We start from the raw sequence: 12,915 nt of genomic DNA on the forward strand, positions 1-12,915 counted from the left end.
GAGAAGGACACGAAATGAAAAGTTGGATTGTTGCGCTGATGGCGCTTTGGGGTGTTAGTGCCTGCTCTGGCCCGCAAGTTTTAAACCTCGTGGCGCAGACACCGGGCCCAGTTCAACACAATATTGCCTATGGGCCGCTGCCGCGCCACAAACTGGATATCTACTCGCCAAAAGTCATGACCGCTCATACGCCTGTTTTAGTATTCTATCATGGCGGATCTTGGCAGTATGGCTCGAAGGATGACTATAAATTCTTGGGCTCTGCCTTTGCCGCGCGTGGCATACAGACCGTGGTCGTCAATTACCGCTTGCATCCAGATGTGATTTTCCCGGCTTTTGTTGAGGATGGAGCCAAAGCGCTTGCGTTCGCCCAAAAATCTATCGCTAAAGGCCGTCCCGTGTTCATCTCCGGCCACTCTGCTGGGGCCCATATTGCCACTATGATTGCGCTGGACCCTGAATTCCTTGCAGCTGAAAGCACCAGCATTTGCGACGCGACAAAAGGTGTTATTGGCATTGCTGGGCCTTACGACTTCACGCCAGTAGAGCCTGTCTTTAAGCGCATTTTCCCGACCGAAATTCTGCCCAGCACCAAGCCTATCAATTTCGTCGGCAACAAAGCCCCGCCGATGTTGTTACTGCATGGGACCAAGGATACCACCGTGGACCCCAAGCGAAGCGAGCAATTGGCCGCAGCCTTGGCTGAGCATCAGAATTTAGCCCAAGTTAAACTTTATTCGGGGGTTGAGCACCTCTATATCATTGGCGCAATCTCACCGGTCGTTCGTCGAAGCGCACCGACTTTGGTAGATACCGTCAACTTCATCCAAGAACAAAAATCAGCTGGCTATCCCGGTTGCCGGGACCAGGCCAAAAGCTAATGCGGCGCTTTGATCCTGCCGCGCGCAATGTTTTGGGTGGCCCGCTGCAGGTTTGCTCGCTGAATCCACTGACAGGTTGGTTCCGCAACGGATGTTGCGAGACAGAAGGGCTGGATCACGGCACCCATGTCGTCTGCGCCGTCGTGACGGAGGCCTTTTTGGCGCATCAGCGCCGCGAAGGAAATGACCTTGTAACCCCGCGCCCTGAATATGGCTTCGCAGGCCTAAAACCCGGTGATCAGTGGTGTGTGTGCTTGACGCGCTGGAAGGATGCGCTGGATGCAGGCTGCGCACCGCCTATCCGACTGGAAGCCACCCATGAGGAGGCCTTGGTTGTGGTGCCTTTGGAAACGCTGAAATCCTATGGGGTGGAAGCCTAGAGCCCATGACAGATCAAGCCGAACCAACTTTTGAAGATCTTGGCGCGGGCCGTGCCCGCCTCACGCTTGTTCGCGACACCAAAACTGGTCCAAAACTCTCTGAAATCACGTGGTACCATCGCGTAGATGGAGCGCGCGTCTTGGATCACACCTTTGTGCCGCCGGCCCTTAATGGCCAAGGCTTAGCAGCGATCCTGACTGAAGCAGCTCTTACCTTGGCGCAAAAAGATAAGGTATACGTCGTCCCGCAATGCTCCTACGTCGCCCGCTGGATCGAACGCCATCCAGCTTGGCAGGATTTGGTGGCGTCCTAGTTAAGGGTCGACCAAGCGGCCGTTCAGCGCTGCCATCTCTGCTGGGTCGGGCAATTCCCACATCGTTTCTACAAAGTCGAACATGGCGCGGTCGACCTGCATGGCATAGGTTTCACCCTTGCTTGCGTTGCGGGCTTCGACCCGGGCCCAGCGTTCTTCAACCGGCGCATCTAAAACGTGCAGCACCACAGGGATTTCCGAGTCTGCGGCTAGCGAGGCGAATTTCTGCCGATGGGCAGCCTTGGTAAAGCCTAGGTCTAAAATGGCCGGAACCTCATTCGAGACAGCCTGCCGTGCTGTCTCAAAAATCATCGCCTCACATCGCTCTATGCGCGCCATTGTCCAGTCAAATTCGATCGGCTGCGGACTATCCTGCCAAAACAAAGTCACCATCCAGCGATCTATCGCAAAATGTAGCCCGCTTAAATCGCTTGCTAGAGCTTGCGAAAAGGTCGACTTGCCCGCCCCGGTGGAACCGCAAATCAAATGAAAACCTGCCTTTGTCATTATGCCTGCCCCTCTTCTGGAAATCCGCGGGCACTTAAGTGTTGAAGATGGGCTTGTACATCACTAGGCCACGTCGCAATCAAGGACAAAAAGCGTGCTCTCTGGCCTGCAAACAAAGCGCGGGACACCTCATCATAATCGGGCGCGTTCCCAGCAACAGCGGCCATAAAGCGATAGAGCGCGTCGCGGCCCTGATCGCGTGCATCTGCACCCTCATTCTCGCGACGAGCAGCTTCAACCAACTTGCGCAAGGTGACACTGGCCCCACCGGGTTGGCTAGCCAACCAGTCCCAATGGCGCGGCAGAAGCGTGACTTCTCGGGCCGCCACGCCCAGCTTCGGCCGGCCCACCTTGCGTGCGGATGGAATTTCAGCCGACTGAAGTCGCGCAACGACATCCGCAATGCTACCGCGCAGATCAAGTTCAATCGGTTGGCTGGTTTCGGCATGAAGGACCAAAATCGAAAGGTTTGGATCCGTGTCCAGCTTTTGTTTCACGGTGCCCGCCACCTCACGCAGAGCCCCAAAGGCCAACATGTTAGGCCCAGCAAAGGCTACGGCGGGTAAATCATCCTGATAAGTCATTTGCGGCTCCTGTCGCCTATTATTACCCGGATAAAATAGAGCGCGTCAATATCATCCGGATGAAATTAAACAGAAAGCCGAGCGCAGCGCACTGTCACGTGACTGAAAACAGGGATGACCTGACCCCAACCTCGAACTACATGAGGTCGTACGGAGGACACATGGCCTATAAAAGCATGCGCGAGTTTATGGCGCGGTTGGAGAGCGAGCAAAAATTGGTGCGGGTCCGCGAACCGGTCTCGACTGTCTTGGAGATGACGGAAATACAAACCCGTCTCTTGGCCACCGGCGGGCCTGCGACGCTCTACGAACATGCGTCAATGCCGGATGGGTCAAAGTCCAACATGCCCGTCCTGACCAATTTGTTTGGTACCGTGGAGCGCGTGGCCATGGGCGTAACCATGGACGGCAAAGACCGCCGGACCGCGCAAGACTTGCGCGAAGTGGGCGAGCTATTGGCCTTCTTGCGCCAGCCTGAGCCGCCACGTGGCCTGAAAGAAGCGTTTGACCTTTTGCCCTTGGCCAAAACCGTCATGCAAATGAGACCAAATACGATTTCCGGTGGCGTCTTTGCAAAAGCACCTTGCCAAGAAGTGGTTTGGGAAGGGTCAGATATCGATCTGTCGCGCCTGCCTATCCAAAGCTGCTGGCCAGGAGAACCTGCGCCTTTAATCACCTGGCCCTTGATCGTGACCAAAGGACCTAGCGACAAGCGGCAAGACAATTACAATCTCGGCATCTATCGCATGCAGCAATTGGGCAAGGACCGCGCCATCATGCGCTGGCTGGCCCATCGCGGCGGTGCACAACATTATAAACGTTGGAAAGACACCAAGCCCGAGCCTCTGCCCGCTGCTGTCGTCATTGGGGCAGACCCTGGCACCATTCTGGCCGCGGTAACCCCGGTCCCTGACACCTTGAGCGAATATCAGTTCGCAGGTCTTATGCGCGGTCGTAAGCTCGACCTTGTGCCGTGCAGAACCATCCCGATTGAAGTACCAGCAGAAGCTGAAATCATCATCGAAGGTCATGTACTGCTAGATGAATTTGCCGACGAGGGCCCCTATGGCGATCATACCGGCTATTATAATTCGGTTGAGAAATTTCCGATCTTCCAAGTTTCCTGCATCACGATGCGGAAGGATCCAATCTATCTTTCAACCTTCACCGGGCGCCCACCCGATGAGCCTTCGGTCTTGGGAGAGGCGTTGAACGAGGTCTTCATCCCCCTTCTTCAACAGCAATTCCCTGAAATCACAGACTTTTGGTTACCGCCAGAAGGTTGCTCGTATCGGATTGCTGTTATCTCGATGAAGAAGGCCTATCCGGGCCATGCCAAGCGGGTCATGATGGGCGCGTGGTCCTTCCTGCGCCAGTTCATGTACACCAAATGGATCATTGTGGTGGATGACGACATCAATGCGCGCGACTGGAAAGATGTGATGTGGGCTGTATCTACTCGTATGGACCCCGCGCGCGACATTACGCTGGTTGACCGCACCCCCATCGACTATCTCGACTTTGCGAGCCCGGAAAGTGGTCTTGGCTCAAAGATTGGGCTCGATGCGACCAATAAGATTTATCCTGAAACGCATCGCGAGTGGGGCGAAGAGATTCGGATGGACAAGAAAGTCATCGATGCAGTGACCGAGAAATGGGGCCGTTTAGGCTTGCCTGGCGAAGGCAAGCCTATCTGGAAATAGAGCTTGGTTTGGCTATCAAGCTAGCAAGTTAAGACGCGGGCTATTTGGTCGGGCCTCTGCTTGGGCGCTATCCACGCGGAGAGCGTTTAATTCTGCGAGCGCCCCAGCCCACTGCACAGTTTCAGGGTTTGTTTTTGAGGGCTGCTCGCTCGGCTGTGGGCCATCCTTGGGATGGGCGGGGTCTATATTCTTCTTCGCATAAGAAACATCGGTGCAGTCGCGGCACATATAGCCATTGACGATTTCCATAGCGTCCCTCGTCGCCAACCATGTCTTCAGAAGAGGTTACGTGACACCCAAGCCATTGGTTACAATAAATTTTTACCTTTGATCAAGAAAAGATTTCATGGTTTATATATTCTTAACGGCGCTTGGACGCCTCTAACGCTAAGGCCCGCTTGGCCCGATGAATGGCGGCGTCCAACTCTTGGAGGAACCGCGAGCGGTCTGAAGCCGCGAAGGGCCGGGGACCAGCGGTTGCGACCCCCATAGCCCGGAGGTGTTCTCCGATCTCACGACCGGCCAAAGCTGAGCCAATGGAGTCACGCGTGAAAGGCTTGCCTTGATTGCCAATTGCTTGAGCACCGGCTTTCAGGGCGCGATCTGCCAAGGGAATGTCTTGGGTGATGACGATATCGCCGACCCTACAACGCTCTGCGATCCAATCATCGGCAGCATCGGGACTCGCGTTCACTATGAGGCGCTCAATCAGCGGGTGGTGGGGTATTTGGATAAAACTATTGGCGACGACATAAGTCTGCAAGCCATATCGCAATGCGACCTTATAAATCTCATCTTTGACGGGGCAGGCATCAGCATCGACAAATAGACGGGTCATGCCGCTTTATGGCCGAAAGCTTGGGGCAGCACCAGTCTGACGAAAGCAAAGGATCAGTCGCGCCCGCGTGGCAAGTCGACAAAGCCGGAATAATCCACCATGCGTTGGGGCATTAATTCCTCAAACTGCTCCCGCATGACACGGGCTAACTTCAAACCAAGATAAAGGGCCAAACAGCCCAATGAGACGACAATAAGACTTGTAATGATAATTGGCATGAAAGTGCCTCCCCACCATTTTTTCTCAGGCTAACACCCGAGTGCTGAAATCAAATAAACTTTCACTTTACGATTATGATGCGCCTTTTCATTCATTGTTAAAGGCTGATTCCACGACGATTTAATGTTATCTGCCAGATGGTCAGCCGATCTGGGCTGAAATGAGAGGCCCGTCATGACAGCATCTGCCGCCATCGCATTGTATACAGGACTGAATGTAATAATCATTTTTGCCTTAATCTGGCAGGTTATTGCCCATCGCCGCCGTGAGAAAATCACCTTGGGAGATGGTGGATTTCCGCCTTTAATCCGTGCGATCCGCGCCCATGCCAATGCTACAGAAATAGCGCCAATCGCCTTGATCGGTTTGATTGTTATGGCCATGGCCAATGCACCGCTTTGGGCCATTCATGTCGGCGGCTTGAGTCTTACACTTGGACGGGCGCTGCATGCGTATGGCTTGAGCCGCGATGAAGGGGCCTCCTTTGGCCGCATGGTCGGCATGGTTTTATCTTTGACGGCTTTGCTCTGGATTGGGGTGTATTGCATCTGGCTTGCGCTCTAGGCAAAAAACGTTTTGCCCAAACGACAAAGGGTCGCTGCCCGAGAACAGCGACCCTTCAGCCCCCAAAAGCGCTATAAAGGCGCTCTTAGCTTAGAATACACCTTGGCCAACGCCACCATCGACAAACATTGAAGCGCGATAAGTCGCGGTTTGTTGGGTTGCCGACTGACGCGTATTGGTGAAGGTCTCAGTCCGGGTGATCGTGGCATATTTGATGCCAGGACCAAAGCGGCGCAATAGCGAGCGTTCGTTGCAATCGGCTTCAGCTTTTTGCGCAACGCACTGGACTGTGGCTGCGCCAACAGCACCCTTGTCGCCGCTGTAAACCAAAGCCTGACCTTTTTGGCACGAAATGGTGCGACCACCATCAAAGTTAGCTTCGCCATTGACTGTTTTGCCAATGGTCACTTCCATGCGAGTCCCTGCCATACAGCGGAAGACTTCGCCATCAAACTCAGCACCAACTTTGGCATCGCCATTGGTGCGCGAAGCGGGGTGTGGCATGCCACGGTCGTCCATACATACAGCGCGAATCGCAATGGTTTCTGTGATGGTGCGGCTGTCCTGGAATTGTTCCATTACGGTAGCTGTTTGGCCACCAGAAACTTGCAAGCCATCGATCAAGCCAGTGGTCGCTGGCATGGGGACAGAGAAGCCGCCACCACCGCCGCCGCCAATATAAACGCCGCCGCCACCGCCGCCGCCGACAATAGTGGTGCTACCGCCCACATAAGTGTTGCCACCTACCAGAACATTGGTGCCGCCGAAATAGCTGCCGCCAACGCTGACATTCACATTCGGGCCAGGGACATAGACATTAGGCACGCCGACGATGTGGCCAGTGGCAGAACCGCAGCAACCGCCAGATGGGCCTTGAACTACTGGGATATTTGTTGTGCCGTTACCGCTGCTGCCACAGCCCTTGCATCCACCAGCTTGTGCGGATGATGCCATAAAGGCCGCGAGAAGTGTGGCTGCGGCGATGTATCGAACTGAAACACTCATGGTGGAACTCCCGGAAATCTACCCAACCATCCAGCAAGTCCGGCGCCAATTTCGCGCGTGTGGAGAGTATCGGCAGTCGAGGTCACCCAACTGGTTTGGCATGAGTCCTGCGCTACCCCTCGGAAAGCGGCCAGAAAGCGGCTTAAGTTGAGGAAACATACATGCATTTCGGCGCACTTCATCCAGAAAGCCGGGCCTTCTTGAGCTCCTGGCAAGCCCTAAACGGTCTGTCAGACCAATCTGAGGCAGGTTCTGCCATGTCAAAAGACGCGTCATCCATGATTGGGCGTATCTTTTTGGCGCAGCGGGCAAGTGAAGGCGTCTTCACCTTTAAGACCGTTGGCAGTGACTTGAGATTGTGGACTGGTAGGGACTTGCGTGACCATGATGTCGCAAGCCTCTTCCATGGCGCAGACCGTAACTTGATCCGCGCGCTTCTGGAGTCCGCGATTACGGGACCAGGTCCCGCATTGGCCCGCGCTGCCGCTTTTGGTGCCGGATTTGGCCAAAGAACGGAAGTTGAATGGGTGTTCCTACCCTTGACGGATAAATCCGGTGCAGACCGGGTTTTGGGCCTGTTTCAGCCGATCAATCAAGCTCAGTCGATTTCCAAGCCTGTCCTCCGCTTTTCATTGACCGCCTTGTTGCCGCCAACCCCTGAAATGCCAGTCCGCCAAGGTCTGAGGCTTGTGGTCAGCCGCGACTAATCGACTATTTATTGGGTTGTGATCCAGTTTGGAATTGCAGCGCAGCCAAGTCTGCATAAAGGCCACCTTTTGCAATCAACTGGTCGTGCGTACCTGTTTCAACAATATGGCCTTGGTTGAGCACCAAAATGAGATTGGCCCGACGGACTGTTGACAGGCGATGCGCGACCACAATCGTCGTACGATTGGCAGCAAACCGATCAAGGGCTTCTTGAACTCGCGCCTCAGAATCTGAGTCTAATGCACTGGTAGGTTCATCCAGCAACAGGATTGGGCTGTCGCGCAAGATAGCGCGCGCCAAGGATAGACGTTGGCGCTCCCCACCTGATAGGTGCGTTCCCCTTGGACCAACTTGGGCTGATAGCCCGTCTGGCAAGCGATCCACAAAGTCACATGCTGCGGCAGACAGGGCCGCGCGAATGGCAGCTTCATCTGCACCGGGCATGCCCATCGCGACATTATCGGCAATGGTGGCGTCAAACAGCGTGGCGTCTTGGCTGACCAAGGCAATGTGCTGGCGCAAACTGGCCAAAGTCGCTTGACCAATGTCTTGCCCATCAATCAAGACGCGCCCCTCGCTTGGATCGAACAATCGTGGGATCAAATTGAGTATCGTGGACTTGCCAGCACCAGAGGGCCCAACCAAGGCCAAAGTTTGGCCAGGCTCTGCCATGAAGCTGATTTTGTCCAAGCCCACAGTGCCATTGGGCCAGTTGAAGCCAACGTTTTGAAACCCAATCCGACCAGGGCCACGGGTAAGGGTTACCGCTTGTGGTCGGTCTCCTATGCTGGGGGTTTCATCCAAAACAGAGAAAAAGCGCGCTAAAGCCGAAAGCCCTTCTTGCAGGACGCTATTTAAGCCGCCAAGACTGCGGATCGATTGGGCAGCCAACAAGAGTGAGGCGATAAAGGCTGTCAATGTGCCGACGCTGGCTGCTCCTTGGCTGATGCGAAAGCCGGCAAATGCAAATACGCCAGCAATGGCGAGCCCGCCCAAAACTTCAAGGATAGGATCTACCCGGCCTTTTTGTTCGGCCATTTTCAGCAAGAGCGACATTCGGGTCGAAAGCGCTGCCCCCACGCGATTGCTTTCGGCCTTTTCCAAGCCATAGGTTTTCACCAAGCGGATGCCGCCTAAACTTTCTTCAACTACACCTGCTAGGTCTGCCGCTTGGTGTTGAGCCCGTGCAGCGGTCTTTCTAAGTCGCGCCCCGATCGTCGACACAGGGCCAATCGCCAAGGGCAGGATGACGAGGCAGACCAAAGCCAATTGCCAGTCGCCCATCAACATAACCGCGACGACCCCGACCAAAGTCAGAATGTCGCGCACGAAGCTGTTTGCAGCGCGCAGCACAGTTTCTCGAACGGCATTGATGTCGTTTAAAAAGCGCGCGGAGAAGGCCCCCGAAGGCTCAGCGCTGAGGCGGGCGAAATCCAGGGTCAATAACTTGGCAAATAAGTCCTTTTGCAGCTTGGTGGTAGCAGCCAGCGCCACTCGATTGGTTAAGACCGTGGAAGCATACAGCGCGACAGCCTTGATCAGGGTCGCTGCGATAATCGCCAAAGGCCCAATCGTGACCATCGCGGCGGGGGTCAGCCAACTGGACTTACTGTCTGGAGCCGGACCAGCACCTGCGCTCAACGCCGCCAAAGCATCGATGACTTGACCAAATAGCCAAGGATATGAAGCTGAAGCGGCGGCCACCACCGCCATTAATAGGGTGGCGAACCACAACATACTGGTATGCGGTGTCAGCCAGCCCGACCAAAACCGCTTGATTAGATCGGTACTTTGCACCGACTGGGTGTCAACACCTTTAGTGATCGTCTTCATCCGGGGTTGGCCCGTTTGGATCGATCAAACGGTGGGCGTGGATCACGAAGTAACGCATATGGGCGTTATCTACCGTGCGCTGGGAAGCACTTTTCCAAGCGTCCCGGGCCTCGGCATAATTTGGATAGGCCCCAACAAAGTCCATTGCCTTCAGATCGCGAAACTCCACATCCTCAAGGTCCTGTACTTCCCCACCGACGACGATGTGGAGCAATTGTTTCTTTGGGGCGGCTTTACGTTCCATTTCTTCCTCACGACAGTTTTACATGGTGGACGCGATCAATGAGTAAGGGATGTAAGGGCTTTCCCGCAACCACCAGACTTTTTTGAAGTGGTACTAGCTGATTGTAAACAAAAGCTGCACCTTCATGAGTGGTTGCCAGCGCGCCTGCCTCGTTCACGATCACATGTGCGGCAGCTAAGTCCCAATCGCTCTTGGCCGAGAGAGCAATTGCGCCATCATAATGACCTGCCGCCACAAGGCACATGCGATAGGCAATCGAATTGCGCGAAACGACATCCATTTCGGGCCAAGGCGTTGGCCAAGCTGGGTGCCGGAACATGCCCGGGTCACCCAGCATAGCACAGCCTTCCAACTGATCCACGATACTGGGTTCGATTGCGACACCATTGAGACGCGCCCCGCCGCCTTGAAATGCATCAAACATCTCACCTGTCGCAGGATTGAACACCACACCTAACACGGGCTGACTGTCCGCCAATAGGCCAATACAAATTGTGAAATGCGGCTTGGCCTTGATAAAGGCACGGGTTCCATCAATTGGGTCGACAACCCAGCAGAAGCGCGCGGATTGTCGCGATTGATCATCAACGGTCTCTTCCGACAGCCAGCCATAGTCGGGCCGCTTAGCCAACAAGCGCTCTTTCAACAAGGCATCAATCGCCAAATCGGCATCACTGACCGGATTATTGGGTGACTTATCGCGCACATCCATTTGCGTACCGAAATAGCGCATCGCAACGGCGCCCGCCTCCGTGGCGGCGTCCAATGCAAGTGCCAGATCAGCCGCCAAATTCATGCTCTATGCCCCCGCAATCGTCATGGCTGGGATCAAAAGACTGGGGCATTGCAGCGATGCGCGACCATCATAATCGATGCCGGGGATCAGCTTAGCGTACATGTCCAGCATGTTACCAGCTACTGTGATTTCGTTGACGGGGCGTACAATTTTGCCATTCTCAAACCAAAGACCCGAAACACCCACAGAGTAGTCACCGGTATTTTGGTTGAAACTGGGAGACAAGGTTTCGATAACCACCAAGCCATTTCCTGCTAGCGCCTGTAATCCCGCGAGGTCATGTTGGCCCGGCATCACGGTTACATTGCTTGAGCCAATACCCGGTGCCCCGCCAGGGTTCATGCTGGCATGGCCTGTTGACTTCAGACCTAATTGCTTTGCGCTGGCTGTATTGAGCAACCAAGTTTGCAGCACACCGTCAATTACCAGGTCGCGGGCTGCCACCGGCAGGCCTTCACCATCAAACGGGTGAGAAGACCAACCCCCCTTTTCCAAAGGATTATCGGTAATGCAGATGTTGGACGCAAACACCTGCTGACCCAACTTATCGCGCAGGAACGAAACCCCTCGCGCCACAGAGGCCCCTGAGATGGCGCTTAGAAAGAAGCTGATCAGACGGCTGGCCACCCTATTTTCGAAGATAACAGGCGCGACACAGCTTTCAAGTTTGGTAGCACCCAAGCGTGCCAGCGTGCGCTCACCAGCGTTGCGGCCGATGGTAGCGGACGCCTTCAAGTCTTTCAAAAAGCGGCTGGAGTCGCTGTCCCAATCGCGCTCTTTATGGTCACCACGTTCCGCAATGGCGGACAGACCCAAGCCCCAAGATGTGCCGCGATAGCCGCCCCTAAACCCGTTGCTTGCGCCATACACGACTTGGCTTGCGCCCCATTCAGCACCCGAGCCCCCGGAATTGGTTATACCTGCAAGATCTAAAGCAGCGGCCTCGCTCTCCAAGGCGCGGGCTTCAAGATCGGCTATATCGGCTTCTGTGTCGTCCCAAAGCTCGAGATCAACTTGATCTTTAGCAAGGTCTCTGGCGGCGGGCAGGCCACACCAAGGGTCTTCTGCTGCGGCCTTCGCCATGGCCACAACCCGTTCTGCCAATGCATCTAGAGCGGCTAAGCTAAAGTCGGAAGTTGAAGCGCCAGCTTGTTTCTTGCCGATCAAGACCCGTAAGCCAGCTGAGCGGCTTTCTTCGCTTTCAACTGATTCCAACTGGCCAAGCCGCACGGACACAGACAGGCTTTTGCGGTCTAAACAAGCCGCATCGGCCGCTTCAGCACCTAAGAATTTTGCGCGGGACAGGAGCCGATCAACGGCTGCATCAAGATTTGAGCTCATAGTTTACTTCTAAAGCGGGTTTGACTCGATGCGAAGTCAATTGCGCACAAAAGCTTCAGTGCGACCATTTAGATTCTGATAGCCCTGCTCTGCTGAACGAGCCCTCTAAAGCGCGGAGTCGAGATCTGTGCTCAGCAATTGTTCGGCAAAAGCGTCCGCATCAGCTGCCAAGGTTTTTTGTTCGCTCTGCCAAGACTGATAATAGACAAAGCCACCAACACCTAGAACCAAGCTCGCAGCCAAAGCGCCGAAGGTCTTGACCCAATCAGGACGCGATGCCGACTGTGTGCTGAAAGCAGCCATTGCAGCCGCTTCGATGCGGGCAGCGGGCATCTCTGGCACTGGGCTAGCGTGAACCAATACTTTGGCCAGAGCCTTATTCAGCGGGTGATGATCCAAGATACTCATGCTGCATGTCCTTCCACGGACGCTTGTAACAAATCGGCCTTCTCAGACGCAAGGGCTAGCCGCAAGGCGCGTCGGCCTCGAGCCAATAGAGATTCCACGGCATCAACACTAATGCCTAAAACTTCGCCAACCTCTTTGGCGGCCAGTTCCTCATAATGGGTGAGGACAATGGCAGCCCGTTGGCGATCGGGTAAACCCGCGAGGGCAGCATCAACGCAATCACGCAAGGCGGTTTGATGCAACCTTGTGTCGGGCATTGGCCCGGGATCGAGCGGCTCGGGCGCTTGGTCTTCGTCAACAAAGCGTCCGGCTTTTCGCAGACGGTCGAAACAAAGATTGGTGGTCACTTGGTGCAGCCACGTCTCAACCCTTGCCCGACCGGTCTGCCAAGTTGGCAGGACTTTCCACAGACGGATCAGCGCTTCTTGGGTCACATCTTCAGCCTCTGCGGCATCTCGCAAGAGACGCCAGCTGATCCGCCATAGCTTAGGCGAGACAGCTTTGACCAAAGCGGCAGCCGCGGCGCGGTCACCGCGGCCCGCTTTGGCGATCAAGCCCGCCAAGGGATCAAAGACGAGGGGGTTTGACAC

General features: G+C 55.1%; 18 protein-coding genes. 6 read left to right on the forward strand and 12 right to left on the reverse strand.

Annotated features, from left to right (window positions below; translation table 11 throughout):
• The first annotated feature begins 14 nt into the window (after positions 1–14).
• Genes ACIQ20_RS00900 through ACIQ20_RS00910 form a run of 3 tightly spaced genes read left to right on the forward strand, consistent with a single transcriptional unit; the run spans position 15 to position 1,575 of the window.
• On the forward strand, positions 15–881 hold the full coding sequence (locus ACIQ20_RS00900; protein WP_395776509.1) for an alpha/beta hydrolase: 867 nt from the start codon (positions 15–17) through the stop codon (positions 879–881).
• Positions 881–1,261: a DUF2237 family protein gene (locus ACIQ20_RS00905; protein ID WP_395776511.1), complete on the forward strand. Its 381-nt coding sequence runs from the start codon at positions 881–883 to the stop codon at positions 1,259–1,261. The genes ACIQ20_RS00900 and ACIQ20_RS00905 overlap by 1 nt, the downstream gene beginning before the upstream one ends.
• A 5-nt stretch (positions 1,262–1,266) precedes the next feature.
• On the forward strand, positions 1,267–1,575 hold the full coding sequence (locus ACIQ20_RS00910; RefSeq protein ID WP_395776513.1) for a GNAT family N-acetyltransferase: 309 nt from the start codon (positions 1,267–1,269) through the stop codon (positions 1,573–1,575).
• Here ACIQ20_RS00910 and ACIQ20_RS00915 read toward each other — a convergent pair whose 3' ends face one another.
• Positions 1,576–2,082, reverse strand: a complete 507-nt coding sequence (locus ACIQ20_RS00915; RefSeq protein WP_395776515.1) for an AAA family ATPase — start codon at positions 2,080–2,082, stop codon at positions 1,576–1,578.
• The gene (locus ACIQ20_RS00920; RefSeq protein WP_395776517.1) at positions 2,082–2,666 is read right to left on the reverse strand and encodes a DUF2239 family protein; all 585 of its coding nucleotides are present in this window, start codon (positions 2,664–2,666) and stop codon (positions 2,082–2,084) included. The genes ACIQ20_RS00915 and ACIQ20_RS00920 overlap by 1 nt, the downstream gene beginning before the upstream one ends.
• A 161-nt stretch (positions 2,667–2,827) precedes the next feature.
• Here ACIQ20_RS00920 and ACIQ20_RS00925 point away from each other — a divergent pair, with 161 nt between their 5' ends.
• Positions 2,828–4,369, forward strand: a complete 1,542-nt coding sequence (locus ACIQ20_RS00925) for a UbiD family decarboxylase (protein WP_395776519.1) — start codon at positions 2,828–2,830, stop codon at positions 4,367–4,369.
• Positions 4,370–4,384: 15 nt separating this feature from the next.
• On the opposite strand, the gene ACIQ20_RS00930 is transcribed toward ACIQ20_RS00925, so the two are convergent.
• The 3 genes from ACIQ20_RS00930 to ACIQ20_RS00940 form a co-directional block, all read right to left on the reverse strand.
• Positions 4,385–4,618, reverse strand: a complete 234-nt coding sequence (locus ACIQ20_RS00930) for a hypothetical protein (RefSeq protein WP_395776521.1) — start codon at positions 4,616–4,618, stop codon at positions 4,385–4,387.
• A gap of 112 nt (positions 4,619–4,730) precedes the next feature.
• Positions 4,731–5,207, reverse strand: coding sequence for a YaiI/YqxD family protein (locus ACIQ20_RS00935; RefSeq protein WP_395776523.1), 477 nt, complete (start codon positions 5,205–5,207; stop codon positions 4,731–4,733).
• Positions 5,208–5,260: 53 nt separating this feature from the next.
• A complete protein-coding gene (locus ACIQ20_RS00940; RefSeq protein ID WP_395776525.1) occupies positions 5,261–5,425 on the reverse strand; it encodes a hypothetical protein in 165 nt (54 codons plus the stop codon).
• 175 nt (positions 5,426–5,600) lie between these two features.
• Between ACIQ20_RS00940 and ACIQ20_RS00945 the strand changes: the two genes are divergently transcribed.
• Positions 5,601–5,990, forward strand: coding sequence for an MAPEG family protein (locus ACIQ20_RS00945; RefSeq protein WP_395776527.1), 390 nt, complete (start codon positions 5,601–5,603; stop codon positions 5,988–5,990).
• Between the two features lie 90 nt (positions 5,991–6,080).
• Here ACIQ20_RS00945 and ACIQ20_RS00950 read toward each other — a convergent pair whose 3' ends face one another.
• Complete coding sequence (locus ACIQ20_RS00950; RefSeq protein WP_395776529.1) at positions 6,081–6,995, reverse strand: hypothetical protein; 915 nt, start codon at positions 6,993–6,995, stop codon at positions 6,081–6,083.
• A 161-nt stretch (positions 6,996–7,156) separates the two neighbouring features.
• On the opposite strand from ACIQ20_RS00950, the gene ACIQ20_RS00955 reads away from it, so the two are divergent.
• On the forward strand, positions 7,157–7,702 hold the full coding sequence (locus ACIQ20_RS00955) for a PAS domain-containing protein (RefSeq protein WP_395776531.1): 546 nt from the start codon (positions 7,157–7,159) through the stop codon (positions 7,700–7,702).
• Positions 7,703–7,706: 4 nt separating this feature from the next.
• Here the strand turns inward: ACIQ20_RS00955 and ACIQ20_RS00960 are convergent, their stop codons facing one another.
• The 6 genes from ACIQ20_RS00960 to ACIQ20_RS00985 form a co-directional block, all read right to left on the reverse strand.
• Entirely contained in the window at positions 7,707–9,536 is a 1,830-nt protein-coding gene (locus ACIQ20_RS00960) for an ABC transporter ATP-binding protein (RefSeq protein WP_395776533.1), read from the reverse strand.
• A complete protein-coding gene (locus ACIQ20_RS00965; protein ID WP_395776535.1) occupies positions 9,520–9,780 on the reverse strand; it encodes a DUF4170 domain-containing protein in 261 nt (86 codons plus the stop codon). The genes ACIQ20_RS00960 and ACIQ20_RS00965 overlap by 17 nt, the downstream gene beginning before the upstream one ends.
• Positions 9,781–9,787: 7 nt before the next feature.
• Positions 9,788–10,576 carry a 3'(2'),5'-bisphosphate nucleotidase CysQ gene (locus ACIQ20_RS00970; RefSeq protein WP_395776537.1) on the reverse strand — a complete coding sequence of 263 codons (789 nt, stop codon included), beginning with the start codon at positions 10,574–10,576 and terminating at the stop codon, positions 9,788–9,790.
• 3 nt (positions 10,577–10,579) lie between these two features.
• Positions 10,580–11,917: a TldD/PmbA family protein gene (locus tag ACIQ20_RS00975; RefSeq protein WP_395776539.1), complete on the reverse strand. Its 1,338-nt coding sequence runs from the start codon at positions 11,915–11,917 to the stop codon at positions 10,580–10,582.
• Positions 11,918–12,022: 105 nt separating this feature from the next.
• Positions 12,023–12,325, reverse strand: a complete 303-nt coding sequence (locus ACIQ20_RS00980) for a hypothetical protein (protein WP_346382271.1) — start codon at positions 12,323–12,325, stop codon at positions 12,023–12,025.
• Positions 12,322–12,915 (reverse strand): sigma-70 family RNA polymerase sigma factor, encoded by a 594-nt coding sequence (locus ACIQ20_RS00985; protein WP_346382272.1) that lies wholly within the window; start codon positions 12,913–12,915, stop codon positions 12,322–12,324. Before ACIQ20_RS00985 ends, ACIQ20_RS00980 begins: the two co-directional genes overlap by 4 nt.

It is taken from the genome of Aquidulcibacter sp. (genome assembly GCF_044346625.1).
In the GTDB taxonomy this organism is placed as follows: Bacteria; Pseudomonadota; Alphaproteobacteria; order Caulobacterales; family Aquidulcibacteraceae; genus Aquidulcibacter.

Coding starts and splice junctions, on each gene's coding strand:
- ACIQ20_RS00950 (WP_395776529.1), bottom strand. CDS start 6,995: ATGAGTGTTTCAGTTCGATACATCGCCGCAGCCACACTTCTCGCGGCC.
- ACIQ20_RS00930 (WP_395776521.1), bottom strand. CDS start 4,618: ATGGAAATCGTCAATGGCTATATGTGCCGCGACTGCACCGATGTTTCT.
- ACIQ20_RS00900 (WP_395776509.1), top strand. CDS start 15: ATGAAAAGTTGGATTGTTGCGCTGATGGCGCTTTGGGGTGTTAGTGCC.
- ACIQ20_RS00940 (WP_395776525.1), bottom strand. CDS start 5,425: ATGCCAATTATCATTACAAGTCTTATTGTCGTCTCATTGGGCTGTTTG.
- ACIQ20_RS00960 (WP_395776533.1), bottom strand. CDS start 9,536: ATGAAGACGATCACTAAAGGTGTTGACACCCAGTCGGTGCAAAGTACC.
- ACIQ20_RS00970 (WP_395776537.1), bottom strand. CDS start 10,576: ATGAATTTGGCGGCTGATCTGGCACTTGCATTGGACGCCGCCACGGAG.
- ACIQ20_RS00925 (WP_395776519.1), top strand. CDS start 2,828: ATGGCCTATAAAAGCATGCGCGAGTTTATGGCGCGGTTGGAGAGCGAG.
- ACIQ20_RS00945 (WP_395776527.1), top strand. CDS start 5,601: ATGACAGCATCTGCCGCCATCGCATTGTATACAGGACTGAATGTAATA.
- ACIQ20_RS00965 (WP_395776535.1), bottom strand. CDS start 9,780: ATGGAACGTAAAGCCGCCCCAAAGAAACAATTGCTCCACATCGTCGTC.
- ACIQ20_RS00975 (WP_395776539.1), bottom strand. CDS start 11,917: ATGAGCTCAAATCTTGATGCAGCCGTTGATCGGCTCCTGTCCCGCGCA.
- ACIQ20_RS00955 (WP_395776531.1), top strand. CDS start 7,157: ATGCATTTCGGCGCACTTCATCCAGAAAGCCGGGCCTTCTTGAGCTCC.
- ACIQ20_RS00905 (WP_395776511.1), top strand. CDS start 881: ATGCGGCGCTTTGATCCTGCCGCGCGCAATGTTTTGGGTGGCCCGCTG.
- ACIQ20_RS00920 (WP_395776517.1), bottom strand. CDS start 2,666: ATGACTTATCAGGATGATTTACCCGCCGTAGCCTTTGCTGGGCCTAAC.
- ACIQ20_RS00980 (WP_346382271.1), bottom strand. CDS start 12,325: ATGAGTATCTTGGATCATCACCCGCTGAATAAGGCTCTGGCCAAAGTA.
- ACIQ20_RS00935 (WP_395776523.1), bottom strand. CDS start 5,207: ATGACCCGTCTATTTGTCGATGCTGATGCCTGCCCCGTCAAAGATGAG.
- ACIQ20_RS00915 (WP_395776515.1), bottom strand. CDS start 2,082: ATGACAAAGGCAGGTTTTCATTTGATTTGCGGTTCCACCGGGGCGGGC.
- ACIQ20_RS00910 (WP_395776513.1), top strand. CDS start 1,267: ATGACAGATCAAGCCGAACCAACTTTTGAAGATCTTGGCGCGGGCCGT.